The following is a 26,627-nucleotide window of genomic DNA, read 5'->3' as shown; positions in this document are numbered from 1 at the left end:
CCCGCAACGGGCCCCGAGCCGGGGTTCAGCCCGCCTGGCCCTGCGCGCCCTGCGCGCGGGCCGCGTCGTCGGCGGCGTCCTCCTGGCTGGCGCTGCGTTCGAAATTGGCCTTGGCGCGGTCCACCCGGGCCACGATGTACTCGGAGGCCCGGTCCCGCTCCTTGCGCAGCACCACGAAGCTGACGGGGGCGGAGATCACCAGGGCGAGCAGGGCGACCCACAGGTAGTTGGAACCACCCAGGCCGCGCGGGAGGACACGGGCCGCGACGAGGCCCCAGATGACCAGGAAGCAGCCCGCGAAGATCCCCAGGCGCATCAGCGTGTAGCGGAGCATGTCAATCCGACTTCCGTTCCGGAGTATCCCGTTCCGATCCGTTCCGATCCGGTCCGTCCCGTTCCGAATGGTCCGGATCGGGCCATACCTTTGCATCGGTCCTGCCCGTCCAGTGAAGCACGCGAGTACGACAGGCCCGGCGGCGGGTGCGCGCCGCGTGCCCACGGCACCCGGACACACCCGGCCGCCCACGGCGCCGGTCACGGAATCGTCAGCGCACCGCCCACCGCCCCGCCCCGGGCGTCAGCGCACCGCCCACCGCCCCGGGCGTCACCCCAGCGCCCGCGCCGCCACCTCCAGGTCGGAGACCAGGCCGCCGAAGGCCGCCTCCCGGTCCTCCTTGTCCGCGCGGAGCACGGCGGAGGGGTGGATGGTGGCGACCAGCCGCTCCGTGCGACCGTGGATCTCCTCCTCCAGGAGGGCGCCGCGCTGCTTGGTCACCCGGAACGACGACCCCAGCAGCGCCTTGCCCGCGGTCGCGCCGAGCACGACCAGGACCTCCGGCTCGACGAGGGCCAGCTCGGCGGCGAGCCAGGGCCCGCACGCCCCCATCTCCCGCAGGGTCGGCGGCTTGTGGATGCGGCGCTTGCCGTGCGCGGGGTCGCGGCTGAACTTGAAGTGCTTGACGGCGTTCGTGACGTAGGTGCGGCCCGGGTCGATGCCCGCGGCGTCCAGGGCGCGGTCGAGCACGTGGCCGGCCGGGCCCACGAAGGGCTTGCCCTGCCGGTCCTCCTGGTCCCCGGGCTGCTCGCCGACGAGCATCACGCGGGCGTTCGTGTCGCCCTCGCCGAAGACGGTCTGGATGGCGTCGCGGTGCAGCGGGCAGCCGCGGCAGTCCGCGGCTGCCCTGCGCAGTGCGGCGATCCCGCCGCGCCCGGGTACGAAGGGTTCGGCGTCGTACGCCTCCTCCGGCACGTCCCCATCAGCCATGCACCGGCGGGTACCCCCGGAACGCCCCGTCTCACCTCTCGGGACGCCTCATGGGCGCGCCGCGCCCTCCCGCCCCCTGGCGAGCTCGTCCTGCAGCAGGGCGTGCCGGAACTGGTACCGGGCGCCCTCCGCCCGGAAGATGCGGTGGTCGTAGGCGTCCTTGAGGAAGCGCATGCCCCGCAGCGGGAAGTCGCCGCGCAGCCACAGCTGGATGAAGACCAGGCTGGTCCGCCACTGGTCGGAGACCGTGATCGCCCCGGCGAAGCTCAGCGGCAGGCCGGCACCGAGCACGACGAACGGGACGGTGCCCCAGCCGACGCCCGGTGCGCCGCGCCGCATGTTGTCCAGGGCGACGGCCAGCGCGACGCAGAGACCGAAGACCACGCCCGACACCGCCGTGAACGTGCGGTCCTGCCGCCAGGAGGTGAACGGATCGGTCACCGGGTCCGCGAGGGAGGCGGGCCGCGCGGCCACCACGATCACGATGACGTAGCCCGCCATGCAGGCCGCGACGACCGACCCCCAGTCGTCCTGCTGGGTCAGCCCCGTGCCCAGAGCGCCGAGGCCCGCGGCGGCCAGTACCGGCCAGGAGAGCAGGCCCTTCCACCGTGCCCAGCCGGTCCAGCCCGGCGCCGCCGAGAGGCGGGCCGCGGCGACGGAGGCCATGGTGCCGGTCGCCAGGCCGATGACGATCGCCCTCGCCCAGCTGACGGGATCGTGCGGGGCGCAGTTGAACACGGTCGGCAGCCCGACCAGGGCACCGGCCCCCGGGTGGAGGCGGCCCCGGCGGGAGCCGTTCCCGACGTTCAGCCGCCTGCGCCAGCGCGGCACCGGATCGCGCAGTTCCGCGATGGCCCCGGCCGCCGCCCCGAACACGACGCCGAGGATCGCCCCGGCCAGCGCCCCGCCCCCCACGCCTTCCAGCATGAGCAGCGTGTCCTTGCCGAGCCCGAAGTCCAGCGCGCACCCCGGCACGGACACGAGCAGGCCCAGCAGGACGGTCATCGCGATACGGGGCCAGGGGGACGCCCAGTGGTGCAGTCGCCGCCAGTCGAGACTGTACGTCCGCACGTCGGACGGCCGGCCGTCCTCCTCGTAGGTCTCCTGCCTGGTCATCCGGGCGGCCACGTACCCGAGCCAGCGCTCGGCCTGCCATGGCTCGTACGCCGGCCGGGACCCCGGCGACCGCTGCCGGTAGCGGATCGTCACCAGCCGGCCGAGCAGGTACCTCTCGACGTCGTGCCGGGACGCGAACCGGCGGGCGAGCATGTCGTCCAGGTCGGCGATGTGGCGCGGCGGGAAGGCGTCGCGTATCAGCGTGAGCGTCAGCGGCGTGGTGAGGGCCTGGGAGACCGTGCTGTCCGGCTTCTCCTTCAGGTGCTTGATCAGCCGTTGCCGGGGGGCGAGCGCGGGCAGGGTCCGCAGGAAGGCGACGGCCACGTCCGTCGGCACCGGCGACAGCTCCAGGGCGACGGCGCCGACGAGATGGCCGTCGGCGACGGCCGCCTCGAACTCGCCGGGGCGGGAGAAGATCACCACACGGTAGGCGGCGCGGTCGATCTCGCGGAGCGCGGCCATGCGCAGATCGCCCGCCATCTCGTCGAAGCTGTCGAGGAACAGCGAGATCCAGCCGGCTTCGACCAGGGTCTCGGCCTGCTCACGGCCGAGGCGGTAGTCGTCGTCGAGCCGGGCGGCGAGCCAGTCGGTGAGCCGGTGGCCGTCCCAGCCGACGATGCTCAGCAGGACGGGGACGGGCCAGCGGGCGCGGACGGTGTCGTCGCGCAGCGCGTCGCGGTGGTCCAGGGCGCGCAGCACGGTGAGGAGCGCCGCGTCGGACTTGCCGCTGCCCGGTGCGCCGAGCACGACGAGGCGTCCGGAGGGCACGCCGCTGTAGACGGCGAGGAGTTCGGGGATGCCGCCCCCGCGCACGGCGGCGTCGCCGAGTGCGGCCGCGCCCGGCACCTGCCGGACCAGGCGCGGCCGGCCGGGGTCCCCCGGTGCCACCGTCTCACCGGCGACCGGGCGCCGGGTGCGGGTCCACCGGATGGGGATCTCCTGGAGCAGCTTGCGTTGCCGTGCGGCCTCCTCCCACTGCTCGCGGACCCTGCCCGCCAGTCGGTCGCCCACGTCCAGGGGCATGGCGTCCCCGCCCCGGGCCCCCGGCCTGGGGACGGTGGGGGCGGCGGCCGGTGGCGCCGCGTAGTGATGGTGGTGGGTCTCCTGGTGGAAGTCACGGCCGACGGCCGTCGACGCGGCGCCGCCGGCCGTGATCCGGGGTGAGCTGGACGTGCCGTCCGGGTGACCGCTCAGCTCGCGCGCGGGCCCGGTCCGGGAGGGGATTCGGTGCCCCCGCCCTCGGACTCCGCGGGGGCGGGGGCTTCCGCGGGCGCCGCAGGTGCCGTGGGTTCCGTGGGGGTGTGGCTGGTGATGGGTCCCGTGACGCTGCCGCCCACCGCGATGGCGCCGGCGCCGCTCGCCGTGACCGCGACGTCCGCGCCTGCGGCCACCCCGCCTCCGGAGGCGGTGACCGTGCCGGGGCCGGAGCGCATGGCTGCGGCCCAGCGCGCGTGCGCGGCGGTGAGGGCGGCGGCGAGTTCGGGATCGGCCTCGACGGCTTCCTCGACGGCCAGCGCGACCCGTCGCCGGGTCCGCTCCGACGGCTCCGCACGCTCCGGGTCGGCCGCCTCCCGCTGCAGCCGCTCCCACGCGCTGTCCCCGGCGAGGCGCTGGAGCACCGCGTCGACGACCGCGTCCACGGTCCCTTCGGCGTCCGCCGGCACGGAGAGCGACCCGGTCAGCGTCCGGCCGGCCAGTAGGACGGCGTGGCGGCAGAGCCAGCCCACCACCGCCGTCACGACTCCCGTCTCTAACACGAGACCACGTTCCCTCCCGTCCCCGTCCTGCATGGGCGATCCGCAAGGCTCGCAGGAGGCCGAACGCTACCGGGCCTCCATGCGGAATCCGCGCGTCGCTCCATCCATCCCACACCAACGAGTGAGGGGCCGCCACGGCTTCGTCGGCCATCGTGCCGGGGTCCCCGGCGTACCCGGCGTACCCGGGGCGAGGGGGTTGCGGCCTCGCCCCGGGCCGGCGGCCGGCCGTTCTCACAGCAGATGGTCGGCCTTGCCGGCTTTGATGTCGGCGATCAGGGTGCGCAGGGCTTCGAGGGAGTCGGTGAGGTAGTGGTCTTCTTGGCCGTTCACGGCTATGTAGGCATTGCCTTCGGTATCGGTACCTATGCGGAAGCAGGAGCTTCCCTCGGCACAGAAGGGGGCTTCCCAAGTGATCTCGGGCATCGGGCACTCCTCAGAGTTCGTGTGCGATCTCACGAATGAAGTCGCGGGACCGCTCCGGCGGCAGGGCCATTTCCTCCAACAGGTCGAGTTGTGCCCGGTATTTCGCCAACTGCCCCTCGGAATGGAGGAACTCGGGCCCGTGCGAGCTGTCCACCTGCACCGTATCCAGCTGTGGCACGGCTCCCTCCGCATAGCAGATGGTCTGCCCAGCTCCGGGGAAGCCCCCATGGTCAAAGGGGACCACCAGAATGGTTACGTTGTCCCGCTCTGAAGTCTCGGCCAGATAGGTCAGTTGTCCCCTTACGACGTCGGGGCTGCCGAAGCGCATACGGAGCGCTGCTTCGTGCACGATGGCCGTGTATCGGCACGAAAGGATGATCCCCGGAGGTTGTCAGACCCGCATCGGCTGCGGTGCGTCCCGGCGCCCGGGGTCCGCCCCCTCGTACGTCCGTACGACCCCGTACCGGCCGTCCCGCTCGACCGGGCGGAAGCCGGCGTCCCGGACGAGGTCCAGCAGGTCCTCACGGGTGGGCGCCGCGGCAGCTTCGCCGCCGTCGGGGGCGAACGACACGTCCACCTCGTCCGCCCCGTGCTGGAGCGCGAGCAGCGCCGCGCGCTCGCCGTGCGTCGCCCAGCAGACGGCCACGTGCGGGACGTCGTCGAGCAGCAGGCGGCAGACCGCGAACGTCTTCAGGATCTCGGCGCCGGTGGCCGTGCCGCCCAGCGGGGCGAGGACCCGGAAACCACCGGTCTCGTCCTGGAGCGCGCGCAGCCGCAGAAGGTGCTCGACGAGCTGCCGGGGCTCCTCGCCGTGGCCGTAGGGCAGGGCGCAGGGCGTCGTCAGGCCCTTGGCGTGGGCGAGGCGGTGGATGCGCGACCAGTCCTCCCAGGGGAGGCCGGCGGCGGCCTGCCGCTCCGGGGCCGCCTCGTCGGAGGCCACCGCGCCGGAGGACACCGCGTCGCCCGCGAACGAGTCCACGCCCGCGGCGACCAGCTCGTCCAGCAGCTCCGACGCGGGCCGCCCCGACGTCCGCTCGGCGCCCCGCACGTCCGCGGCCGTGCCCGCCCTCAGGGCCACGCCGGGCAGGCCCGCGCGCAGCGCCCGCAGCGCGGTCACGTACTCGTCCCAGGGGAGGCCGCCCGCGACGCGCAGCTCGGTGACGCCGTCGGCCGCCAGGGCCTGCGCGCGCCGGACCGCGTCCGCGGCGACGTCCGGGGCGCCGCCCGTGAGGGCGAGGCCGCGGCTGACGACGAAGTGGCCCGCGTCGCCGTGCCGTCGCGTGCGGGCCTCGTGGGCGAGGCCGCCGAGCCAGGCCAGGTCGTCCGACGCGTGGAGCGCGAGGCCGTCCTCGCGGGTCAGCCGCTCGCCGCCGCGGACCTTCTTCTCCAGCTCGCGCCTCAGCCCCGCGTCCATGCGCCGACCGCCTTCCATGTGCCTGCCGCCCGTTCCTTGCCGCCTTGGCGCCCTCGCCCCCCTGCTGCGGGGCCCGGGCCCCGTTCACCGTACGCCAGCGAGTGCCGCCGCCCGTCACCGAGGCCCGCGCGCCGCCGCCCCGGCGTGCCGTTCGGCCTCACGCGGACCTCACGCGGGCCTCTGGCGGAGTCTCACTCAGGCCTCGCGCGGGCCTCTGGCGGGGTCTCACGCAGGTCTCGCGCGGGCCTCAGGCGGGGCCTCACGCAGGCGTCCCACAGGCCGCACGCGGCCTCACGCCGCGGGGGCACCGCACCTGCGCCGCCGCACCGCGATCACCGTGCCCGTGCCGGCCAGCACGGCCAGGCCGCCCGCCGCGGCGATCGCGGGCAGTGCGGAGGACGAACCGGTCTCGGCGAGGCTTCCGCCAGCCGAGGAGCCCGATGTGGCGGCACCCGGGCCGCCGGTGGTCGCGCCGCCCGTCGCGCCGGCGGTCGGCGTGGGAGTCGGCGTCCCGTTCCCCGTGCCGGAACCGCCGCTGGTGCCACCGGTGCCGCCGCCCTGCGCGCCGGGGGCCAGCACCTCGAAGTGGGCGGTCACGGTCGTGCCGTCGGTGCACTGCTTCTCCGGGTCCACATAGGTGCCGCCGCCGACGGCTTCGCTGTCGCCGGGCGTTGCCTCCTCGTCGACCCTGATGCGGAACTTCAGGACGGCGGACTCGTGGGCCGCCAGATGGGTCCAGCCGTAGATGATGCCCGTCTCGCGGTACTCGTCCCTGCCCTCGTCCTTCAGGCTCAGCCACGTGCCCTTGCCCGCGTCCCAGTACTCCAGCCAGGCGTGCTCGAACAGGTCCCCGTTCTCGCTCGGGCTGCCGTTGTCGGCGGTGACCGACGCCTCGACGTCGCCGACCGCGGTGCCGGTGGTGTTGGTGACGGTCAGGGTGAAGGCGTGCCAGCCGCCGCCGGCCTCGATCGTGCGGGGCAGCCCCTTGAGGCCGAAGTGGACCATGGAGGAGGGGCCGTTGTTGCAGGGGGGCGGCGTCGCGGTGGGCGAGGCGGTCGGCGAGGCGGACCCCGGCGTGGAGGGGGAGGCGGAGCCCGACGGAGTCGTACCGGGTGCCGAGGCGGACGGCGCGGTGCCGGTCGGCGGCGCGGAAGGCGCGGACGGGGACGCCGGCGCGGAAGGGGCGGACGGGCTCGCCGGTGATCCGCCGTGGGCGTGGGCGGCGGTCGCGGTCAGCAGCGCGGCCGGGACGATCGCGGCGGCCACGGCGGCGGCCGGCAGTGTGCGGCGAATCTGCATGGTGGGGTCCTCTGGCGGGGTCAGGTGAATGGATCGGTGCACCTGTGTGACCCCGGCGGCCCGGTCGGCGTTGTGGGCGGCCGGGAAGTGTTCCCGGTGGGTTCAACCCCTGTTCGCCGGAACCCGCACGACGCACCCTTCGCGGCCCCAGTCCTCCGGCGCCCGGAGGTACAGTGCCGTCAAGAGCGTCGAGAGGGAGTCTCCAAATCCCGCGTCACCACCGGGTCTTGGCCGCCCTCGTCGCGTTCGCACGCCCGAGTCCCCGGCCCGTCGCTCGCAGGAGCGCAGCGGCCCGCCGACCGAACGGAGCCCAGCCGCCATGCCGGACACAGCCTCGGCCACTCCCGGTCCTCACGACGTCCTGGCACGCTACCGGCAGGCGATGCTCGACAGGTCCGCGGACGACCTGGCTGATCTCTACGCGGCCGAGGCCGTTCACGAGTTCCCGTTTCTCTTCCCCGGCATGCCCGGGCGTTACGAGGGACGCGAAGAGGTCCGGGCGGGCTACCGGGCGGCCTGGGGGGCGAGCCCGGCGCGGCCGCAGGAGATCAGGGAAGTCGCCGTGCACGAGAGCACCGACCCGGAGGTGATCATCGTCGAGCAGGTCGTCACCGGGACCGTGACCACCACGGGCCGGTCGTTCAGCTTTCCCGGCCTGCTCGTCATCCGCGTCCGCAACGGCCGGATCGTCCATGTCCGCGACTACATGGACGGGCTCGGCGTGGCCCACGCCATGGGCCGACTGCCGGCCGTGGTCGCTGGCCTCAGCAGCCGGCACTGAGGGCCTGGCACGGACCCGTTCCGGGACGTCCTCCAGGGCTCTCTCCAGACCACTCCAGACCACTCCAGGCCTCTCCAAACCTCTCCAGACCTCTCCAGGCCTCCCTACACCTCCTCGGGCAGCTCCCCCACCCGGTTCTCCCACTTCGTGGAGAGCACGATCGTCGTCCGCGTCCGGGAGACGCCCTTCGTCCCGGAGAGCCGCCTGATCGTCTTCTCCAGGCCGTCGACGTCGTTCGCGCGGACCTTGAGCATGTACGAGTCGTCGCCCGCGATGAACCAGCAGTCCTCGATCTCGCCGAGGTCCCGAAGCCGCCGGGCGACGTCCTCGTGGTCGGTCGCGTCGGAGAGCGAGATGCCGATCAGGGCGGTGACGCCGAGGCCCAGGGACGCGGAGTCGACCGTGGCGCGGTAGCCGGTGATGACGCCGGCCGCCTCCAGGCGGTTGATGCGGTCCGTGACGCTGGGGCCGGAGAGACCGACGAGACGGCCGAGTTCGGCGTAGGAGGCCCTGCCGTTCTCGCGCAGGGCCTGGATGAGCTGCCTGTCCACGGCGTCCATAGCTCCAATGCCTTTCATCGTTGCAGTGCCGCTCACGTTCCGCAGTCCCGCTCGTCGTTCCGCAGTCCCGGTTCCGCAGTTCCGCCGGAATCTCTACGTCTAGAATCTAAGGCACACAGGGGCGGCAGCCTGCGAACCAAGGAGTTCCCCGCGGTGGTGCGGAGGTTCCAGCAGGGTACGGGCGCCCGCCCGGCGCATTCCGCGGGGGGTGCTCGCAAGCCTCCGTGCCGGGCGCGCGCCGGGCGCGGTCCGTCCTCCGGTGCGGGCCCCGGGGCGGCTGCGCACGCCCCGTCAACCGCCGCCCGCGCCGCCGCCCAGCGCCCCCTCCCAGCGGCGGTACAACCCGTGCTCCACCCCTACGGCGTCCAGCACCCGGCCGGCGACGAAGTCCACCAGGTGCTGGATGTGGGTGGCGCCCGCGTAGAACGCCGGTGAGGCGGGCAGTACGGTCGCGCCCGCGTCGTCCAGGGCCACCAGGTGCCGCAGCGTCCGCCCGTCAAGGGGCGCCTCGCGGACGGCGACCACCAGCCGCCGCCGCTCCTTGAGCGTCACGCTCGCCGCGCGTTGCAGCAGGTCCTTCGACAGGCCGAGCGCGACCCCTGCCACGCACGCCGTGGACGCGGGCACGACCAGCATGCCCTTGGTGCGGTACGAGCCTGAGGACGGCCCCGCCGCCAGGTCGCCGGCGGCCCAGTACCGCACCCGCGCGGTGTCCACCCCGGTGAAGGCGTCCGGACTGCCGTCGGCGCCGCGGGCCAGCCACTGCGCCAGGTCGGCCCGCCAGTGCGCGTCACGGAACGCGATGCCGGTCTCGTCCAGCACGGTCAGCCGGGAGGCGCGGGAGACGATCAGGTCGACGCTCTCGCCCGCGGCGAGCAGGGCGCGCAGCACGGCGGCGGCGTACGGCGTACCGGAGGCGCCGGAGACGCCCACGACCCAGGGCACCCGCGACACCCCCGGGGCCTCCTCCGGCCCCGTCCGCCCGCTCGCGCTCTCGTGCTCCACGGCGTCGAGCCTAGCGGCGCCACCGCGAAGACCGTGGCTCAGGTCGCCCTGCCCACCTTGCCATGCCCGAACCGTACGCATCCGCAGGTCCGCACACCGTCGCTCGAACGGGTTGCCGTCCGGGCCGGAACGGGTCGCCCGGCCGGCCGGGCGACCTCAGACGGTCAGCCCCCGAACCAGCAGGTCCAGTAGGGCGCAGACGAAGAGGGCGATGCCGATGAAGCCGTTGACGGTGAAGAACGCCCTGTTCAGGCGGGACAGGTCGTGGGGGCGGACGATCGTGTGCTCGTAGAGGAACGCGACGGCGACCACCAGGAGGCCGAACCAGAAGAACAGGCCCACGTCCGTCGCGATGCCGTACCAGACGAAGAGGGCCATCGTCACGACGTGGCAGGCCCGGGCGCCGTACAGCGCGGCCGGGATGCCGAAGCGCGCCGGCACCGACATCACGCCGTGCGCACGGTCCGCCTGGACGTCCTGGCAGCCGAAGATCAGGTCGAAGCCGCCGATCCACACGCCGACCGCGAGCCCCAGCAGCACCGCCGGCCAGGACCACGCGCCGGTGACCGCGAGCCAGGCGCCGATCGGCCCCATGGCCTGCGCGAGGCCGAGGATGGCGTGTGGGAAGTTCGTGAACCGCTTGCCGTACGGATACACCACCATCGGGACCACGGCGATCGGCGCGAGGGCCAGGCAGAGCGGGTTGAGCAGGGCCGCGGCGCCCAGGAAGACGGCCACCGCGATCAGCGCGCCGGTCCACGCGGAGCGCACGCTCACCGCGCCGGTGACCAGCTCGCGCCCCGCGGTGCGCGGGTTGCGGGCGTCGATCTCCCGGTCGATGATCCGGTTGCAGGCCATCGCGAAGGTGCGCAGCCCCACCATGGCGATCGTCACCAGCAGCAGCCGCCCCCAGTGGATGTTCCCGTCCAGGCGGAACATCGCGGTCAGCGAGGCGATGTACGCGAACGGCAGCGCGAAGACCGAGTGCTCGATCATCACCAGGCGCAGAAAGGCCCGGACCCTGCCGTGCGGCTGGGCGGGACCCTGCCCGCCGATGACTCCTTCGACGGCACTCACAAGCCGTACTCCCTCCACCGGCGGTCGACGGTCGCCGCCGTCCCGGGGTCGGACAGCACCATGTCCGGCCAGCCCCCGTCGCGCGTGTAGCCCTCCTCGGGCAGCTTCCTGGTCGCGTCGATGCCCGCCTTGCCGCCCCAGAACTGCTGGTACGAGGCGTGGTCCAGGTGGTCGACGGGGCCCTCGACGACGGTCAGGTCGCGGGCGTAGTCGGTGTTGCCGAGCGCGCGCCAGGCGACCTCGTGCAGATCGTGCACGTCGCAGTCGGCGTCCACGACCACGATCAGCTTCGTCAACGACATCATGTGCGCGCCCCACACCGCGTGCATGACCTTCTGGGCGTGTTTCGGATACTTCTTGTCGATCGAGACGATGGCGCAGTTGTGGAAGCCGCCCGCCTCCGGGAGGTGGTAGTCCACGATGTCCGGCACGATGATCTTCAGCAGCGGCAGGAAGAACCGTTCCGTGGCGCGGCCCAGCGGGCCGTCCTCCATGGGCGGGCGGCCCACCACGGTGGACTGGAGCAGCGGCCTCTCCCTCATGGTGACGCAGTCGATGGTGAGCGCGGGGAACGGCTCCTGCGGTGTGTAGAAGCCGGTGTGGTCCCCGAACGGGCCCTCCGGGAGCATCGTGCCGGGCTCCAGCCAGCCCTCCAGGACGACCTCGGCCTGCGCGGGCACCTGGAGCGGCACCGTGCGGCAGTCCACCATCTCGACCCGTCTGCCCTGCACGAAGCCGGCGAACAGGTACTCGTCGATGTCGCCGGGCAGCGGTGCCGTCGCCGCGTAGGTCACGGCGGGCGGGCAGCCGAAGGCGATCGCCACGGGCAGCTTCTCGCCGCGCCGGGCGGCCGTCTGGTAGTGGTTGCGGCTGTCCTTGTGGATCTGCCAGTGCATCCCGATGGTGCGCCGGTCGTGCCGCTGGAGCCGGTACAGGCCGAGGTTGCGGATGCCGGTCTCGGGGTCCTTGGTGTGCGTCAGGCCCAGGTTGAAGAAGGAGCCGCCGTCCTTCGGCCAGGTGAACAGCGCGGGAAGCCGGTTCAGGTCGACGTCGTCGCCGTGCAGCTCCACCTCCTGGACGGGGGCGGCGCCCTGCTTCACCTTCTTCGGCGGGACGTGCGCCATCGCGCCGAGCTTGCCGAAGGCCTCGCGCACGCCCGTGAAGCCGTGCGGCAGTTCGGGCTTGAGCAGGCCGCCGATCCGGTCGCTGATCTCGTCGTACGACGTCAGGCCGAGGGCCTTCAGGAGGCGGCGGTCGGTGCCGTAGACGTTCATGGCCAGGGGCATGGCCGAGCCCTTGACGTTCTCGAAGAGGAGGGCCGGGCCCTTGGCCTTCTGGACGCGGTCGACGATCTCCCCGACCTCCAGGTGGGGGTCGACCTCGGCCTTGATGCGTTTGAGGTCGCCTTCGCGCTCCAGGGCTCTCAGGAGCGAGCGGAGATCGTCGTAAGCCATGGGGTCCAGTATCGCTGAGGGGGCGGCGCCCCCTGAGGTCGCCCCGCGGTCCCCCGCGAACGGCTCCGTCCGGACCGGGGCTCCGCCCCTGTGCCCCCCGGGGGCGCGGGGAACTGCGCGAGCAACCACCCACCCGCCGGTGGCCCGACCGCGACTGAGACTGCCCCCTTGGGACGGTGACGAACCGACCGTCTCGTCGGGGCTGAGCGCGCAGTTCCCCGCGCCCCTTGTCGGGCGCTACGCGCCCCTGCCCGGGCCGGGGCGAAGCCCCGAGGGGAAGGGGCGCCGGGAACTGCGCGAGCAACCACCCACCGGCCGGTGGCCCGACCGCGACAGGAACCGCCCCCTGGGACGGTGACGAACCGACCGTCTCGTCGGAGCTGAGCGCGCAGTTCCCCGCGCCCCTTGTCGGGCGCTACGCGCCCCTGCCCGGGCCGGGGCGAAGCCCCGAGGGGAAGGGGCGCCGGGAACTGCGCGAGCAACCACCCACCCGCCGGTGGCCCGACCGCGACTGAAGCTGCCCCCTTGGGACGGTGACGAACCGACCGTCTCGTTGCGGCTGGGCGCGCCGTTCCCCGCGCCCCTGCCTGGGCCGGGGCGGAGCCCCGGGGGGGAAGGGGCGTGCGTTCAGGGGCGGTCGGGGTCGTTGAGGGACGCCAGGAACTCGGGGTTGTCGTCCGGCGCCAGCCACCGCGCCGGACGGCGCCGCTTGCCGGCGATCAGCCAGGCGACCGGCCCCACCAGCACCTCGCCGAAGAACAGCACGATGAGCACCCAGAGCACCTTCGGAAGGTGCCTGACCTGGTCCTCGGGGGTGGTCAGGCAGTCGATGAAGGCGTAGATCCACAGTGCGAGCACCAGCAGGTAAGGCACATACCTGAGCATCTCGGTCCGGTCCCCCAGAAGACGTCGGGCCCCCCGGGCCCGGGTGAACGGCCCACAGGGTAGCGGTCCCCCGGGCCCCGACGGGCCCGACACAGCGGCCGGCGGCCGCCGCGTGCCGTCAGACGCCGGCGTACGAGTGCTTGCCGGAGACGAAGATGTTGACGCCGTAGTAGTTGAAGAGCCAGCAGCCGAAGGCGATCAGGGCGAGGATGGCGGCCTTGCGGCCCTTCCAGCCCGCGGTGGCCCGGGCGTGCAGGTAACAGGCGTAGGCGACCCAGGTGATGAACGACCAGGTCTCCTTGGGGTCCCACTCCCAGTAGTGGCCCCACGCGTCGCCGGCCCAGATGGCGCCCGCGATGATCGTGAACGTCCACAGCGGGAAGACCGCCGCGTTCACCCGGTAGGCGAGCTTGTCGAGCGAGGCGGCCGCGGGCAGCCGCTCCAGCACGGACGTGGCGAACGTGCCGGGCCGCCCGCCCGCCGCGAGCTTGGCCTCGTAGCCGTCCCGGAACAGGTACAGCAGCGTGGCGACCGCGCCGACGTAGAAGCAGGCGCCGCAGAAGATGGCGGTGGACACGTGGATCCACAGCCAGTACGAGTGCAGGGCGGGCACCAGCTGGTCGCTGGCGGTGTAGAGGACGGTGACGGCGAGGCCGAGGTCGAGCAGGACCGTGAGGACCAGCGGCAGGCCGATCCAGCGGACGTTCTTCTTCAGCGCCAGCAGCCCGAGGTAGACGGCGACGGCGACCGTGGAGAACGTGATGTTGAACTCGTACATGTTGCCCCACGGCGCCCGCTGCACGGACAGCGCGCGGGTGAGCACGCCGCCCGCCTCCACCAGGAACGCGAGCACCGTGAAGGAGATGGCCATCCGGCCGTACATGTCGCCCTGCGCGTCGCCGCCGTGCGCTCCGGGGCCGTCCGGCACGTCCCGGCGGCCGGCCGAGGAGCGGGTCACCACCTCGGGGCGGTCCAGCACGGCGGTGCCGCCGCCCTGCTGCCTGACCTGCACCTGTGGGCCCCCGGCGGCCCGGCCCGCGCCGCCGCCCGCCGCGCCCGCCGCGCCGGACGCGGTGAGCGCGGCGGCCGTGCGGCCGACCTTGCTGCGGCTGCCGAGCAGCCACTCGCCCATATGGGCGAAGAAGGCCAGCAGGTAGACGGCGATCGCGGAGTAGATCAGCACATTGCTGGTGTGCGCCAGGTTCTCGTTGGTGGTGGCGGCGAGCTGGTTCACTTCGTGGCCCCTTCGGCGGATGCGACGTGGGGATTCGGTTCGGAGGTGGCTGTCCCCGCGGCGTCGGCGGCGCTCGGGGTGGGGTCGGAGTCGGCGGCGTTCCGCGCACGCTCCGGATCCGGGCCCGGGTCCGGGTCGGAGGCGGAGCCGGAGTCGGAGGCGGAGGTGCCGGTCGCGGGGGCGTCGTCACGAGCGGTGGGGACGCGGTCGTGGACGAGGGCGGCCAGATCGCCGAGTTCCTGCGGGAGCCGGGCGGACTCACTGCGTCCGAGGCCCGCCATCTCCACGACCGTCCGGCCGTCGGGACCGGCGGTGGCCCGCACCCAGACGCGGCGCCGCTGGATGAAGAGCGACCCGGCGAGGCCCGCGATGGCGGCGATGGCACCGCCGAGCGCCCAGCCGCTGCCGGGCTCGTGGGTGATCTGGAAGCTGGCCCACTGCCTCAGGTTCCTGTCGAAGGTGATCGACCCGGCGCCGTTCGGCAGCTTCATGGTCTGCCCCGGCTTGAGCCGCCGCTTCAGCAGCGCGCCCTTGGCGTCCTTGAACTTCGTCAGGTGGGTGGTGTCGAGCTGGTAGACGTTCTGCGGCACCCCGGAGTCCACGCCGAGGTCGCCGTGGTACGCGGAGAGCGCCAGCACCGGGTTGTCCGCGGCGGGGAACGTCGAGAACATCTGGCCCTTGCCGGCGCCCGCGAAGGACGGCACGAAGAACGCGTTGAAGCCGAGCTGCTCCCGCTTGCCCTGGGCGTTGCGGTAGCCGTCGAACACCTTGATCGCGCCGGACGAGGTCTCGTTGGAGTCGATCGGCAGCAGCGGCACGGCCTGGTGGAAGACCACCTTGCCGCGCCCGTCGCGGATGGTGACCACGGGGGCGAAGCCGTGGTTGACGAGGTAGACGTTGGAGCCTTCGATCTTCAGCGGTTCGTTGACCTGGATCGTGGTCTTCTTCGGCTTGCCGTCCACGCCCTCGTCGTAGGTGACGAACGCCTTGTAGGTGCGGGGCGTGCCGCGGTTGGGCCCCGAGCGCTCGTAGGTGCCGACGAACCTGTCCAGGGTGAAGCTGAACGGGGGCAGGTCGCCGGGGTCGAAGAGGTTGCCGGAGCTGAAGTCGTCGTACTGGGTGAGCGTGTTGGCGAAGCCGTCGCCCTCCACGACCAGCTTGCTGCCCTCGGACTTGAAGAGCTGCCCGGACGCGAAGGCGACCAGCAGCACGATCAGGGCGATGTGGAAGATCAGGTTGCCGGTCTCGCGGAGGTAGCCCTTCTCCGCGGCGACCGCGCCCCGCACGGTGTGCACCCGGAAGCGGCGCCGCCGCAGCACGTCGAGCGCCGCCCGCCGCACCTCGTCGGGGCCGGCCGCGGTGCGCCACGTGCTGTACGCGGGCAGCCGGTCGAGCCGTTTGGGCGCGCCCGGCGGACGGCCGCGGAGCTGGCCCACGAACTGCCAGGTGCGCGGCACGATGCAGCCGATCAGCGAGATGAACAGCAGGATGTAGATCGCCGAGAACCACACCGAGCTGTAGACGTGGAAGAGCCCGAGCTTGTCGTAGACCGGCGCGAGCGTGGTGTGCGCGGTCTTGAACTCCGAGACCTTCAGGTCGTTGCTGTCCTGCGGGATCAGCGAGCCGGGGATGGCGGCGAGGGAGAGCAGCAGGAGGAGCAGGAGCGCGACGCGCATCGAGGTGAGCTGCCGCCAGAACCACCGGGCCCACCCGATCACACCCAGCGCGGGCAGGTTCACCAGCAGCTCCTCGCGGGGGGCGGTGGAGAGCTGGGAGCCCGCGGCGCCGAGATCCTTGTCGTCGGCGCCGGTGCCGGTGCCGGTGCCGCTGCCGTCGGGCCGGGGCGTGTCCTGACCGCTGCCGTCCGGCCGGGGCGCGTCCTGACCGCTGCCCTCCGGCCGGGGCGTGCCCTTCGCCGTCCCGGTCGCGTCCGTCGTGGACTTGCTCATGGTTCAGATCCCCACCGTGAAGCCGTCGGACCAGACCTGCATCTGCTGCACGATGCCGTCCCACGCACCGGTCAGCAGCAGCAGGCCGGTTGCGATCATCATTCCGCCGCCGATGCGCATCACCCACGCATAGTGGCGCTTGACCCAGCCGAAGGCGCCGAGCGCCTTGCGGAAGGCGACCGCCGCCACGACGAACGGCACGCCGAGGCCCAGGCAGTACGCGATCGTCAGTATGGCCCCCCGTCCCGCGCTCGCCTGCTGCACGGCGAGCATGTTGACGGAGGTGAGGGTCGGGCCGAGGCAGGGCGTCCAGCCGATGGCGAAGAGCGCGCCGAGCACCGGCGCGCCCGCGAGCCCGGTCACCGGACGGGTGTGGAAGCGGTACTCGCGCTGGGTGAGCCAGGGCATCAGCCCCATGAAGAAGGTCCCCATGACGATCATCAGCACCCCGAGCACCTTGGACGAGACGCCCTGGTAGCCGCGGAGCGTACTGCCGAAGTACCCGAAGAGGGCACCGCCCGAGACGAAGACGGCGGTGAAGCCGACCACGAAGAGCGCCGCGCCCGCGGCCATCCGCCCGCGCCTGGCCTGCGCCAGGTCGGTGCCGCTGACGCCGGTGACGTACGAGAGGTAGCCGGGCACCAGCGGCAGCACGCAGGGGGAGAAGAACGACACCAGGCCGCCGAGCACGGCGACGGGCACGGCGAGCAGCAGGGCCCCGCTGTAGACGGTCTGGTTCATGGGCGCGCCCCGGGAGTCGTCTGCGTGCGCACGGGGATCAGTGCTCCGCGATCAACGGGTCGAGCATCTTGCGCAGATCGGTCACGGTCATCGGCTTCAGCGAGCGGGCGGCGACCCGGCCCTGCCGGTCGAGGACGATCGTGGACGGGATGGACTGCGGGTTGAGCGTGCCCTTGGGGAAGCGCAGCACCAGCTTGCCCGTGGGGTCGTACAGGCTCGGGTACGGGATGCCCTTGTCCTTCTCGAAGGCCAGGGCGGGGCCCCTGCTGGTGTCCCGGGTGTTGATGCCGACGAACTGCACGCCCTTGGCCTCGGTCTCCTTGGCGACCTTGGCGAAGTTGGGCGCCTCGGCGCGGCACGGCGGGCACCAGGAGCCCCAGACGTTGAGGACGACGATCTTTCCCCGGAACGAGGAGACGTCCAGCTGCTTGCCGTCGACGGTCTCCCCGGCGAGCTTGGGGCCCGCCTGGCGGCTGGCGGGCTTGACCATGGCGATCCCGTCGGCCTTGGTGACGAAGCCGGTGTTGCCGGAACCACCGCTGACGCCGCCGGAGCCGCAGGCCGTCAGCGTCAGCGCGGCGGCTGCGGCACCGGTCGTGAGCAGGGCGGCGCGGCGGCGGGCGCGGCTGCCGCGGGATGTGCGGGGCACCGCTGTGGGGCGGTGCGGGAGGCTGCGGGCGGCACTCATGTGAAAAGTTTCGCATGCCACGTTTGCGGATCTTCCGCACCCCCCTCCTCGGGGGCTCCGCCCCCGGTCCCCGTCCGTGAGGGGTGGTTCTGTCGCGTCCGGACCACCGGCCGGTGGGGGCCGGTCGCGCAGTTCCCCGCGCCCCTTTTCGCGGCACGGCCTGACGACCGGGGCACCCGCGGCCTGCCCAGGGGCGCGGGGCTGTGTCCTGGGGCACCTCCCACGCCCTCGGAGCAGTGCGGGAGGGACGGCCGCGTGGGCGCGGCCAGCTACGGCGAAACTGCCAAGTCCCCACCGGAGCACCGGGGCCAAGGGGCCAAGGGGCCAAAGGGGGCCGTCAGGCCCCGAAGGCCTTGTCCTTGTCCTTGCCCTTGGACGGGCGCGCGCCCGCGCGCAAGTGGGAGGGCACCAGGTCGATCGCCGGCTCCGTGTAGCCGACCGTCACGAGCCGGTCGCCGTGGAACGTGAACGTCGTCAAGGACGCCAGCGTGCACTGCCGCCTGCGCGGATCGTGCCAGAGCCTGCGCCGCTCGACGAAGCTGCGCACCACCCAGATCGGCAGCTGGTGGCTGACGCACACCGCCTCGTGCCCGCGCGCCGCGTCCCGCGCGGCTTCGAGAGCCTGCATCATCCGCGCGGCCTGCGCCGCGTAGGGCTCGCCCCAGGACGGTCTGAACGGATTGACCAGATACTTCCAGTTCGACGGCCTGCGCAGCGCACCGTCGCCGACGCCGAAGGCCTTGCCCTGGAAGACGTTCTCCGCCTCGATCAGCCGCTCGTCGGTGGCGATGTCCAGGCCGTGCGCCTTGGCGATGGGCGCCGCCGTCTCCTGTGCGCGCTCCAGCGGCGAGGCCACCACGTGGATCACGTCACGGGACGCGAGGTGGGCGGCGACCCGGTCGGCCATCTGCCGGCCCAGCTCGGAGAGGTGGTAGCCGGGCAGCCGGCCGTAGAGCAGCCCGTCGGGGTTGTGCACCTCGCCGTGGCGCATCAGGTGGACGACGGTGCGCTCCCCGGTGCCGTCGGCCTCGTCGGCGACGGCGTGCTCCGCGGACAGGAGGTGCGCGCCGGCGGCCGGGGGCGCACCGGCAGCGGCGGGGTGCTCCCCGTCAGCGGGCTGCTCCCCGGCCGGGGGGACACCGGCGCCGGTCGCGCCGGGCTCGGGAGGGATGGCGCCGCTCATGCCGTCGCCTCCGCGGCCGCACGCGCGGCGGCGGGCAGCGCCGCGGCGATCCGCTCGACGGCGCGCTCGTCGTGGGCGGTCGAGACGAACCACAGCTCGAACGCGGACGGCGGCAGGTAGACGCCCTGCGACAGCATCGAGTGGAAAAACGCCGCGTACCGGAACGACTCCTGCGCCCTGGCGTCGTCGTAGTCCCGCACCTCGTCCGCGGTGAAGAAGACCGAGAACATGTTGCCGGCGTTCTGCACGCGGTGCGCGACGCCCTCCTTGGCGAGCGCCTCGCTCACCAGGCCGCGGAGCCGGCCGGCCACCCGGTCGAGGGTGGCGTACGCGGCGTCGTCGAGCAGCCTGAGCTGCGCGAGGCCCGCCGCGGTGGCGACCGGGTTCCCGGAGAGGGTGCCGGCCTGGTAGACGGGCCCGGCGGGCGCGAGGTGCGCCATCACGTCGGCGCGGCCGCCGAACGCCGCGGCCGGGAAGCCGCCGCCCATCACCTTGCCGAAGGTCATCAGGTCGGGCAGCACCCCGTCCAGGCCGTACCAGCCGGCCTTCGACGTGCGGAACCCGGTCATCACCTCGTCCGAGATGTACAGCGCGCCGTGCTCGGCGCAGAGCTGCTTCAGGGCGGCGTTGAAGCCGTCCCGCGGCGGCACGCAGCCCATGTTGCCCGGCGAGGCCTCGGTGATCACACAGGCGATCTCGCCGGGGTGGGCGGCGAACGCGGCGCGAACCGAGTCCAGATCGTTGTACGGCAGCACAAGGGTCTCGGCGGCCTGGGCTCCGGTGACGCCCGGGGTGTCCGGCAGGGCGAACGTCGCGACGCCTGAACCGGCCGCGGCGAGCAGCGCGTCGACGTGTCCGTGGTAGCACCCGGCGAACTTGATCACCTTGCCGCGCCCGGTGAAGCCGCGCGCCAGCCGGATCGCCGACATCGTCGCCTCGGTGCCGGACGAGACCAGGCGCACCTGCTCGACGGGCTCGACCCGGGCCACGATCTCCTCCGCGAGCGCCACCTCCCCCTCGCTGGGCGTGCCGAAGGACGTGCCGCGCCGCGCGGCCTCCAGGACGGCGGCCAGCACCTCGGGGTGGGAGTGGCCGAGGATCATCGGTCCCCACGAGCACACGAGATCCACATACTCGCGGCCGTCGGCGTCGGTCAGGTACGGTCCCGTACCTGACACCATGAACCGGGGCGTTCCCCCCACGGCGCCGAACGCGCGCACGGGGGAGTTCACACCGCCGGGTGTCACAAGGGCCGCGCGGTCGAAGAGGTTCTGCGAAACTGGGGCGCTGTACGGATACGTCACACAGACCATGGTGTCAGAGCCCTCCCCCCTCCCGTGGACAGGTGCCTGGGGGCACGTTTCACGGGGCGGGCGGTGGGGAGGTCACTGTCACGATGATCGGTGGGGGTACCTCCCGGGTTCGTGAGCACGGGGGGCGCGGCGGCCCCGCGCCTTGAGAACACATCAGTCGGGTGGAGATATGCATCGCGGTGGCGGACTGGGCGAGGGGACCGATGACCTGGGTCCCCGGCGCAGGCTCCCCCCTGCCGCCGGCCAGGGCCGGGGCAGGCACCGGCGGGAGCACCAGCGCTCCGAGGGCGAGACGGCGGATAATGCCCGGGCGGCCTCCCGGGACGGGGTGCGCGGCGAGGCACGCGGTGGTTCGGAGTGGGCGCAGGCAGGGAGCGGGAGTGGCCGGGTGGGGGTGACCTACAAGTACTTCGGCGCCCCGGACGGCGCGACGGCCGCGCGTGTGCCCATCTCCATGCGCCCCGAGGAGCTGGGCGGTGACGAGCTCGGCATGGGCGGCATGTTCACCAAGATCAAGCCGGAGACGATGGCCGCGATGGTCCTCACCGGCATCGAGGGCATACCCCTGCACAAGGTCCCGCCGCTGGAGCTGGTCGTGCTGCACCCCGACTACGCGGTGGTCAAGCTCCCCATGACGGTGGTCGACCCGCTGCGCGGCGTCGGCGAGGAGGCGGTCGGCGCCGCCGCGTTCATCTGGTCCACGGTCCCCGACCGCGGCGGCCCCCGCGACGCGTTCAACGTCTACCAACTCCTCCATGAATGGCAGGATTTCAGCCACCGCCTGCACGAGGCCGGGCACCAGCCGTACTGCCTGGTGTGGCCCTGAGGCCGCGCGGCCCGGTGCGGCCGCCCGGGTGCGGCACTGAAGCCGTACTGCCCGGTGCGGCACCGAAGTGGTACCGCCCGATGGGGCACTGAAGCCGTACTGCCGCGGTGTGAACCGAAGCCGTGCTGCCCGATGGGGCTCCGACGGACCGTCCGGCGAACCGTCCGGCGAGTCCCTGGGAGGTTCTGACGTGGCCCTGACGAGCCGCCCGCAGAGCCGCCGAGGGGTGTGGCCCGGCGGTGCTGACGGCGGGTCGGCCCGCGCGGGTCCCGGGTCAACCCTCGTGGCCCCGGGCGAGCCTGACGAGTGGTCTTCTCGCCCGCATTTCACCCGGGACGGGGTGTCCGGCACCGCCCTGCCCGTTCTCTGTGCCCCTATGCCGTAGGGCCTAAGTCGTCCCCGGCCCGGCAGAAGGCACCGAGAAGCACTGAGGCATCCGATGAAGATCGTGTTCCTGCTGCACAACGCCTATGCGATCGGCGGCACCGTGCGCACCACGCTCAACCTCGCCGCCGCGCTCGCCGAGCGGCACGACGTGGAGATCGTGTCGATGATGCGGCACCGCGAGCGGCCGCGCTTCGCCGTCGACCCGCGCATCACACTGGTACCGCTGGTGGACACGCGGGAGCGGAGCCCGGACCGGGCGCTGCCGGCCTTCGCCGAGCCGGCCCGGGACTTCCCCGCCGAGGACAAGCGGCACCGCCAGTACAGCAGGCTCGTGGACGTCCGCGTCCGGGAGTACCTGACCGGGCCCGGGCGCGCCGCCGACGTGGTCATCGGCACCCGGCCCGGCATCAATGTGTACCTGGCGCGGTTCGGGCCGCGCCGGGCGCTGCGCATCGCGCAGGAGCACCTGCGGCACGACGCGCACGGCGCGGCGCTGCGGCGGGTGCTCGGCCGGTACTACCGGCGCCTCGACGCCCTGGTCACCACGACCCGCGCGGACGCCGCCGTGTACCGGGCCCGGATGCCGCTGCCCGGGGTGCGGGTGCTCGCCGTGCCGAACATCGTCCCCGCGCCGCCCGTCGCGCCCTCCGACCACACCTCACCGGTGATCGCGGCGGCGGGGCGGCTGGCTCGCGGCAAGCGGTTCGACCTGCTGCTGGAGGCGTTCGCCGCGGTCGCGGCGAAGGAACCCGACTGGTCGCTGCGGATCTACGGCGGCGGGGCGCAGCAGGAGCGGCTGGAGGAGATGATCGAGCGGCTGGGGCTGACCGGGCGGGCGGTGCTGATGGGGCCGCGCTCGCCGATCGAGCCGGAGTTCGCGCAGGCGTCCCTGGTGGTCAGCGCCTCGGACGCGGAGTCGTTCGGGATGACGCTGGTGGAGGCGATGCGGTGCGGGGTGCCGGTGGTCAGCACGGACTGTCCGCTGGGGCCCGCGGAGATCGTGCGTGACGGCGTGGACGGGCGGTTGGTGCCGGTCGGGGACGCGGGGGCGCTGGCGGATGCGCTGCTTGAGCTGATCCGGGATGCGGTGGGACGGCGGGCGATGGGGCGCGCGGCGCTGGAAGGGGCGCGGCGCTTCGATCCGGGGCCGGTTGTGGCCCGGTACGAGCTGCTGTTCGCCGAGCTCGGGGCGGATCGGCGGGGGCGGGCTTGGCGGCGGTTGCAGGGCCGGCTGGTCGCGGCGGCCCGCCACCGCCTCCGCCCCACCCGCACCTGACCCCACCGGTGAGCACGAGCGGCCCCGGCGGCCCCGCGTTTTGCGCAGTTCCCCGCGCCCTGAGGGGTTGCCCCATTCGGCCGGTGACCCACTGCGGGCCCGTCGCGTCTTCTCGCGCAGTTCCCCGCGCCCCTGATCAACTGCCCCCCGAGGCCGGTGACCCACCGCGGGCCCACCATGGTTCCTCGCGCAGTTCCCCGCGCCCCCGATCAACTGCCCCCCAAGGCCGGTGACCCACCGCGGGCCCGCCGTGGTTGCTCGCGCAGTTCCCCGCGCCCCTGATCAACTGCCCCCTGAGGCCGGGGGCCTGCTACGGGCGCGTTGTGGTTGCGCGCGCAGTTCCCCGCGCCCCTTCCGGGGCGCGCCTGACAGCCGGGCGCCCCATAGGGGCGCGGGGAACTGCGCGACAAGCCCCCACCAACCGCAAGCCGGGAAAGACGCCGCAAAGGGGCTCGGCGAGACCGAACAGGGGCGCGGGGAACCGCGCAAAAAAACCCACCGGCCACAAGCCGGAAACGAAACCGCAAGCACCACGGCGAGACCGAACAGGGGCGCGGGGAACCGCGCAGAAAACCGGATGAGCGCGCGGCTCCCCGCGCGGGGCGCCCCCCACGGCCGGTGGCCGTTACTCCGCGGCCGGGGCGGAACCGGGGCGGACCCAAGCCGGATCGCGCCCCGTCTCCGCGAGGAGGCGGGTGAAATCGTCCGCGTCGGCGCCACCGCCCGGCAGCGGAACGGGCTCCGCGAAGAGGCCCATACGCCGGGCCACCGGCGCCACCTCCGCAACGGAGTCCTTCAGCACCCCCAGCACGGGCAGCGCCGCCCCATCAGGACGGAAGTCCTGACCGGTGGCCCGCGCCAGATCCCACCCGTGCACGGTGAGATCGAGCAGCGCCATGCATCCGACCGTCCTCGCCGGCATGTCCATCGTGCCGGTGGCCCCCTCCTCCGCCCCCGGCTCGCGCCACGCCGCCACCAGCCGCTCCACCGCCGCGGCGAACCGCTCGCGCCAGTCGTCGCCCTCGGCGACGTAGTCCGGGACGAGGTCGAAGTCGGCGTGCTTCTTCTCGGCGAGGCCCCGGAACTGCTCGACCACGTGGAAGAGGTGGTTGACCAGGGCCCGTACGTCGTAGTCGCCGCACGGCGTCGGCGCCGTGAGCAGGTCGCCGGGGATCGCCCGGACCACCGGGACGGCCCGCCGCGCGGCCAGGTCGAGCAGCTCACCGACCGGCCGCGCCGCCCCGGCCCCGCCCTCCCCCTCGCCGGAGGGCACAGGACCGCTTGCGTGAGGGTGCATCTCGTTCATCCCACGACGGTAGGACGGCGACCGCCCGGAGGCCTGAACAAACGCGACGGGGTCGGCCCACGATCCCGGGATGGCAGCGCCACGCCGGGCCCCCGGGCGCATGGTGGACGTCCCAGGGCGCGTGATGGACGTCCCGGGGCGCCTCTCCCCGGGCGGGTGCGTCGCCCGTGCGCACGCTCGGCCCGGTCAGCACCTCGAGGACAGAGGGATGGTCACCGGGGAGAGCAGAGGAGACGTTCGTCGTACGGCTCGACGGCGTGCGCAAGGAGTACGGCGGGACGACGGCGCTGAACGGCGTGTCGCTGGAGATACGGGCCGGTGAGGCGGTCGCGGTCCGGCCGGTCCCTCGTCCGCGCGGCAGCGCGGCGGCGCCGGCCGGGGACTGCTGGGCATGCGGGAGCGCGTCGCGGTGTACGGAGGGGACCTCGACGCCCGGCGCAGGCTCGGCGGCGGCTTCCGGGTCCGGGCACGCATCCCCCTGGACCGGCCGCCCGCCCCCCGCTGGGACCTGCCATGACGGCGCCGGCGGACGGGCGGGCGCCCCGGGTGCTGATCGCCGACGACCAGACCGTGACCAGGACGGGTTTCCGGCTGATCCTGACGGCCCGCGGCATCGAGGTGGCGGGCGAGGCCGCGGACGGCGCGGAGGCGGTCGCGGCGGCCCGCGAACTGCGGCCCGACGTCGTCCTGATGGACATCCGCATGCCGAACGTGGACGGCCTGGAGGCCACCCGCCGCATACTCGCACGCGATCCGGCCTGCCGGGTGCTCATGCTGACCACCTTCGACCTGGACCGCTATGTGTACGCGGCGCTGTCGACCGGAGCCAGCGGCTTCCTGCTGAAGGACGTCACCCCGGAGCACCTGGCAGCGGCCGTTCGACTCGTCGGCACCGGCGATGCGCTGCTGGCGCCGTCCATCACACGGCGGCTGGTGGAGCGCTTCGCCTCGGACGCCGGGCGGGGTGCTCGGGTCGGGCGGGCGAAGGCGGTGGGGCGGTTCGGGTACTCCCCGTGGGACGGGCGGGTGGGCGCCGTGTCAGGCTGCGGGCATGTCCGTCGCCCGCTCCCTCGCCCTGTTCGTGGTCGCCGCCGTCTTCGAGATCGGCGGCGCGTGGCTCGTCTGGCAGGGCGTGCGCGAGCACCGGGGGCCGCTGTGGGCCGGGGCGGGCGTGCTGGCACTCGGCGCCTACGGTTTCGTCGCCACGCTCCAGCCCGACGCCCACTTCGGGCGGATCCTCGCGGCCTACGGCGGGGTGTTCGTGGCGGGCTCGCTCGCGTGGGGCGCGGTCGCCGACGGGTACCGGCCCGACCGGTGGGACGTCGTCGGCGCGCTGGTCTGCCTCGCGGGGATGGCGGTCATCGCCTACGCGCCGCGGGGCCGCTGACCGCGCACACCGCCCGCCGCCGCGGACTTCGCCCCGTTTATCCTGGGTCCGGGCCGAGGAGGGGCAGGCGCCCACACCCCGGCCCGCGATGCAGGGCACCCTGGCGGTCCGGCCCCGCACACGCCCGTACCGCACACACCCGCACCGCACACGCCCCGTACCGCATACGCACCACGTACCGCACACACCCGTACCGCACAGGCACCCGCACGACGCTAGGAGCACCCCGCATGACCGCCGCGCACGACGCGTCAGCCCCCGACGTACGTACCGCCGTCGTCACCGGCGCGAGCAGCGGCATCGGCGCCGCCACCGCGCGCCGGCTGGCCGGGGCGGGGTTCCACGTGGTCCTCACCGCGCGCCGCAAGGACCGTATCGAGGCGCTGGCGGACGAGCTGACCGCCGTCGGCCACCGGGCCACCGCCCACGTACTCGACGTCACCGACCGGGCCGCCGTGGACGCCTTCGCGAGCGAGCTGGGCGGCTGCGCGGTGCTCGTCAACAACGCGGGCGGCGCGCTGGGCGCCGACCCGGTCGCCACGGGCGACCCGGAGGACTGGCGCCGGATGTACGAGACCAACGTCCTCGGCACCCTGCACGTCACCCAGGCCCTGCTGCCCGCGCTGACCGCGAGCGGCGACGGCACGGTCGTGGTGCTGTCGTCCACCGCGGGGCACGCCACCTACGAGGGCGGCGCGGGCTACGTCGCCGCCAAGCACGGCCAGCACGTGCTCGCCGAGACGCTCCGCCTGGAGATCGTCGGCACACCGGTCCGGGTCATCGAGGTGGCGCCCGGCATGGTCAAGACGGAGGAGTTCGCCACCACGCGGTTCCGCGGCGACACCGAGAAGGCGGCGAAGGTCTACGCGGGCGTGGCGGAGCCGCTCACCGCCGAGGACGTCGCCGACACCATCGCCTGGGCGGTCACCCGTCCCAGCCATGTGAACGTCGACCTGCTGGTGCTGCGCCCCCGTGCGCAGGCCTCGAACACCAAGGTGCACCGGGAGCCGTGAACACGTCCGACGGGCCGGACCCGGCCCCCGATCCCGATCCCGGCCCGTCCGTCGTGCCGCCGTCCCCGGAGGTCCGCCGCCACGACGAGGAGAAGCGCACGGAGCGCCAGATGTGGTGGTATCTGGCGTACTTCCTCTTCGGCATCCACATAGTGGCCCTCGTCATGATCTTCGCCGTACGCCACGGCGGCTAGCCCCCTGCGGGACCAGCCCCCACCGGCCGGCGGCCGAGCCGAAGACCGCAAGGGGCTGGGCCCGGCGACCCGCCACAGGCACATCGTGGCCGGTC

The 26,627-nt window shown here is 73.5% G+C and carries 27 protein-coding genes and 2 pseudogenes; 9 read left to right on the top strand and 20 right to left on the bottom strand.

Translation table 11 applies throughout. From position 1 onward, the window contains the following. Positions 1-25: 25 nt before the first annotated feature. The 8 genes and pseudogenes from ACSMXW_RS21130 to ACSMXW_RS21095 form a co-directional block, all read right to left on the bottom strand. Complete coding sequence (locus ACSMXW_RS21130; RefSeq protein ID WP_485798345.1) at positions 26-334, bottom strand: DUF4229 domain-containing protein; 309 nt, start codon at positions 332-334, stop codon at positions 26-28. A gap of 270 nt (positions 335-604) precedes the next feature. After that, the gene (locus tag ACSMXW_RS21125) at positions 605-1,264 is read right to left on the bottom strand and encodes a UdgX family uracil-DNA binding protein (RefSeq protein WP_485798343.1); all 660 of its coding nucleotides are present in this window, start codon (positions 1,262-1,264) and stop codon (positions 605-607) included. Between the two features lie 48 nt (positions 1,265-1,312). Continuing rightward, positions 1,313-3,403, bottom strand: a complete 2,091-nt coding sequence (locus tag ACSMXW_RS21120; protein WP_485798342.1) for a hypothetical protein — start codon at positions 3,401-3,403, stop codon at positions 1,313-1,315. 167 nt (positions 3,404-3,570) lie between these two features. Beyond that, the gene (locus ACSMXW_RS21115; protein ID WP_485798340.1) at positions 3,571-4,137 is read right to left on the bottom strand and encodes a hypothetical protein; all 567 of its coding nucleotides are present in this window, start codon (positions 4,135-4,137) and stop codon (positions 3,571-3,573) included. A gap of 231 nt (positions 4,138-4,368) precedes the next feature. Further along, complete coding sequence (locus tag ACSMXW_RS21110) at positions 4,369-4,560, bottom strand: hypothetical protein (RefSeq protein WP_485798339.1); 192 nt, start codon at positions 4,558-4,560, stop codon at positions 4,369-4,371. A 10-nt stretch (positions 4,561-4,570) separates the two neighbouring features. Next, positions 4,571-4,921: pseudogene (locus tag ACSMXW_RS21105) on the bottom strand (DUF5753 domain-containing protein); the annotation flags it as partial. A 30-nt stretch (positions 4,922-4,951) separates the two neighbouring features. Further along, positions 4,952-5,974, bottom strand: coding sequence for an aminofutalosine synthase MqnE (locus ACSMXW_RS21100; RefSeq protein ID WP_485798337.1), 1,023 nt, complete (start codon positions 5,972-5,974; stop codon positions 4,952-4,954). Between the two features lie 291 nt (positions 5,975-6,265). Further along, positions 6,266-6,979, bottom strand: coding sequence for an LAETG motif-containing sortase-dependent surface protein (locus ACSMXW_RS21095; RefSeq protein WP_485798335.1), 714 nt, complete (start codon positions 6,977-6,979; stop codon positions 6,266-6,268). A 13-nt stretch (positions 6,980-6,992) separates the two neighbouring features. On the opposite strand from ACSMXW_RS21095, the gene ACSMXW_RS21090 reads away from it, so the two are divergent. Together ACSMXW_RS21090 and ACSMXW_RS21085 are read left to right on the top strand one after the other, a co-directional pair. Next, complete coding sequence (locus ACSMXW_RS21090; RefSeq protein WP_485798333.1) at positions 6,993-7,301, top strand: hypothetical protein; 309 nt, start codon at positions 6,993-6,995, stop codon at positions 7,299-7,301. A 291-nt stretch (positions 7,302-7,592) separates the two neighbouring features. Further along, positions 7,593-8,054, top strand: a complete 462-nt coding sequence (locus ACSMXW_RS21085) for a nuclear transport factor 2 family protein (protein ID WP_485798331.1) — start codon at positions 7,593-7,595, stop codon at positions 8,052-8,054. Between the two features lie 104 nt (positions 8,055-8,158). On the opposite strand, the gene ACSMXW_RS21080 is transcribed toward ACSMXW_RS21085, so the two are convergent. The 11 genes from ACSMXW_RS21080 to hemL all read right to left on the bottom strand — a co-directional run bounded on the left by ACSMXW_RS21080 (position 8,159) and on the right by hemL (position 20,143). Continuing rightward, a complete protein-coding gene (locus ACSMXW_RS21080; RefSeq protein WP_485798329.1) occupies positions 8,159-8,614 on the bottom strand; it encodes an Lrp/AsnC family transcriptional regulator in 456 nt (151 codons plus the stop codon). A 291-nt stretch (positions 8,615-8,905) separates the two neighbouring features. Continuing rightward, complete coding sequence (locus ACSMXW_RS21075) at positions 8,906-9,559, bottom strand: UbiX family flavin prenyltransferase (RefSeq protein ID WP_485808186.1); 654 nt, start codon at positions 9,557-9,559, stop codon at positions 8,906-8,908. A 216-nt stretch (positions 9,560-9,775) separates the two neighbouring features. After that, the gene (mqnP, locus tag ACSMXW_RS21070; protein WP_485808185.1) at positions 9,776-10,615 is read right to left on the bottom strand and encodes a menaquinone biosynthesis prenyltransferase MqnP; all 840 of its coding nucleotides are present in this window, start codon (positions 10,613-10,615) and stop codon (positions 9,776-9,778) included. Positions 10,616-10,692: 77 nt separating this feature from the next. Continuing rightward, positions 10,693-12,150: a menaquinone biosynthesis decarboxylase gene (locus ACSMXW_RS21065; protein ID WP_485798327.1), complete on the bottom strand. Its 1,458-nt coding sequence runs from the start codon at positions 12,148-12,150 to the stop codon at positions 10,693-10,695. A gap of 627 nt (positions 12,151-12,777) precedes the next feature. Then, complete coding sequence (locus ACSMXW_RS21060; protein ID WP_485798326.1) at positions 12,778-13,035, bottom strand: PLD nuclease N-terminal domain-containing protein; 258 nt, start codon at positions 13,033-13,035, stop codon at positions 12,778-12,780. Between the two features lie 118 nt (positions 13,036-13,153). Continuing rightward, entirely contained in the window at positions 13,154-14,269 is a 1,116-nt protein-coding gene (gene ccsB / locus ACSMXW_RS21055; RefSeq protein WP_485798324.1) for a c-type cytochrome biogenesis protein CcsB, read from the bottom strand. Further along, entirely contained in the window at positions 14,266-16,218 is a 1,953-nt protein-coding gene (gene resB / locus ACSMXW_RS21050) for a cytochrome c biogenesis protein ResB (protein WP_485798323.1), read from the bottom strand. Before resB ends, ccsB begins: the two co-directional genes overlap by 4 nt. A 3-nt stretch (positions 16,219-16,221) precedes the next feature. Continuing rightward, on the bottom strand, positions 16,222-16,959 hold the full coding sequence (locus ACSMXW_RS21045) for a cytochrome c biogenesis CcdA family protein (RefSeq protein WP_485798321.1): 738 nt from the start codon (positions 16,957-16,959) through the stop codon (positions 16,222-16,224). 37 nt (positions 16,960-16,996) lie between these two features. Next, positions 16,997-17,647 (bottom strand): TlpA family protein disulfide reductase, encoded by a 651-nt coding sequence (locus ACSMXW_RS21040; protein WP_485798319.1) that lies wholly within the window; start codon positions 17,645-17,647, stop codon positions 16,997-16,999. Between the two features lie 337 nt (positions 17,648-17,984). After that, entirely contained in the window at positions 17,985-18,638 is a 654-nt protein-coding gene (locus ACSMXW_RS21035; protein ID WP_485808183.1) for a histidine phosphatase family protein, read from the bottom strand. A gap of 188 nt (positions 18,639-18,826) precedes the next feature. Then, positions 18,827-20,143 carry a glutamate-1-semialdehyde 2,1-aminomutase gene (gene hemL / locus ACSMXW_RS21030; protein WP_485798317.1) on the bottom strand — a complete coding sequence of 439 codons (1,317 nt, stop codon included), beginning with the start codon at positions 20,141-20,143 and terminating at the stop codon, positions 18,827-18,829. Between the two features lie 169 nt (positions 20,144-20,312). Between hemL and ACSMXW_RS21025 the strand changes: the two genes are divergently transcribed. Continuing rightward, positions 20,313-20,969, top strand: a complete 657-nt coding sequence (locus ACSMXW_RS21025; RefSeq protein ID WP_485798316.1) for a hypothetical protein — start codon at positions 20,313-20,315, stop codon at positions 20,967-20,969. 439 nt (positions 20,970-21,408) lie between these two features. Beyond that, the gene (locus ACSMXW_RS21020; protein ID WP_485798314.1) at positions 21,409-22,632 is read left to right on the top strand and encodes a glycosyltransferase family 4 protein; all 1,224 of its coding nucleotides are present in this window, start codon (positions 21,409-21,411) and stop codon (positions 22,630-22,632) included. A 625-nt stretch (positions 22,633-23,257) separates the two neighbouring features. On the opposite strand, the gene ACSMXW_RS21015 is transcribed toward ACSMXW_RS21020, so the two are convergent. Next, positions 23,258-23,938, bottom strand: a complete 681-nt coding sequence (locus ACSMXW_RS21015) for a TIGR03086 family metal-binding protein (protein ID WP_485798312.1) — start codon at positions 23,936-23,938, stop codon at positions 23,258-23,260. A gap of 391 nt (positions 23,939-24,329) precedes the next feature. Here ACSMXW_RS21015 and ACSMXW_RS21010 point away from each other — a divergent pair, with 391 nt between their 5' ends. The 5 genes and pseudogenes from ACSMXW_RS21010 to ACSMXW_RS20990 all read left to right on the top strand — a co-directional run bounded on the left by ACSMXW_RS21010 (position 24,330) and on the right by ACSMXW_RS20990 (position 26,532). Then, entirely contained in the window at positions 24,330-24,455 is a 126-nt protein-coding gene (locus ACSMXW_RS21010) for a hypothetical protein (RefSeq protein ID WP_485798310.1), read from the top strand. Then, positions 24,452-24,808: pseudogene (locus tag ACSMXW_RS21005) on the top strand (response regulator); the annotation flags it as partial. The gene ACSMXW_RS21010 and the pseudogene ACSMXW_RS21005, both read left to right, overlap by 4 nt. Positions 24,809-24,989: 181 nt before the next feature. Continuing rightward, on the top strand, positions 24,990-25,325 hold the full coding sequence (locus tag ACSMXW_RS21000; protein ID WP_485808182.1) for a YnfA family protein: 336 nt from the start codon (positions 24,990-24,992) through the stop codon (positions 25,323-25,325). Positions 25,326-25,555: 230 nt separating this feature from the next. Beyond that, positions 25,556-26,338, top strand: coding sequence for an SDR family NAD(P)-dependent oxidoreductase (locus ACSMXW_RS20995; RefSeq protein ID WP_485808180.1), 783 nt, complete (start codon positions 25,556-25,558; stop codon positions 26,336-26,338). Further along, positions 26,335-26,532, top strand: a complete 198-nt coding sequence (locus ACSMXW_RS20990; protein WP_485798309.1) for a hypothetical protein — start codon at positions 26,335-26,337, stop codon at positions 26,530-26,532. Before ACSMXW_RS20995 ends, ACSMXW_RS20990 begins: the two co-directional genes overlap by 4 nt. Positions 26,533-26,627: the final 95 nt, after the last annotated feature.

It is taken from the genome of Streptomyces sp. DSM 116793, assembly GCF_057320905.1.
This window is presented reverse-complemented; position numbering and strand designations above follow the sequence as displayed.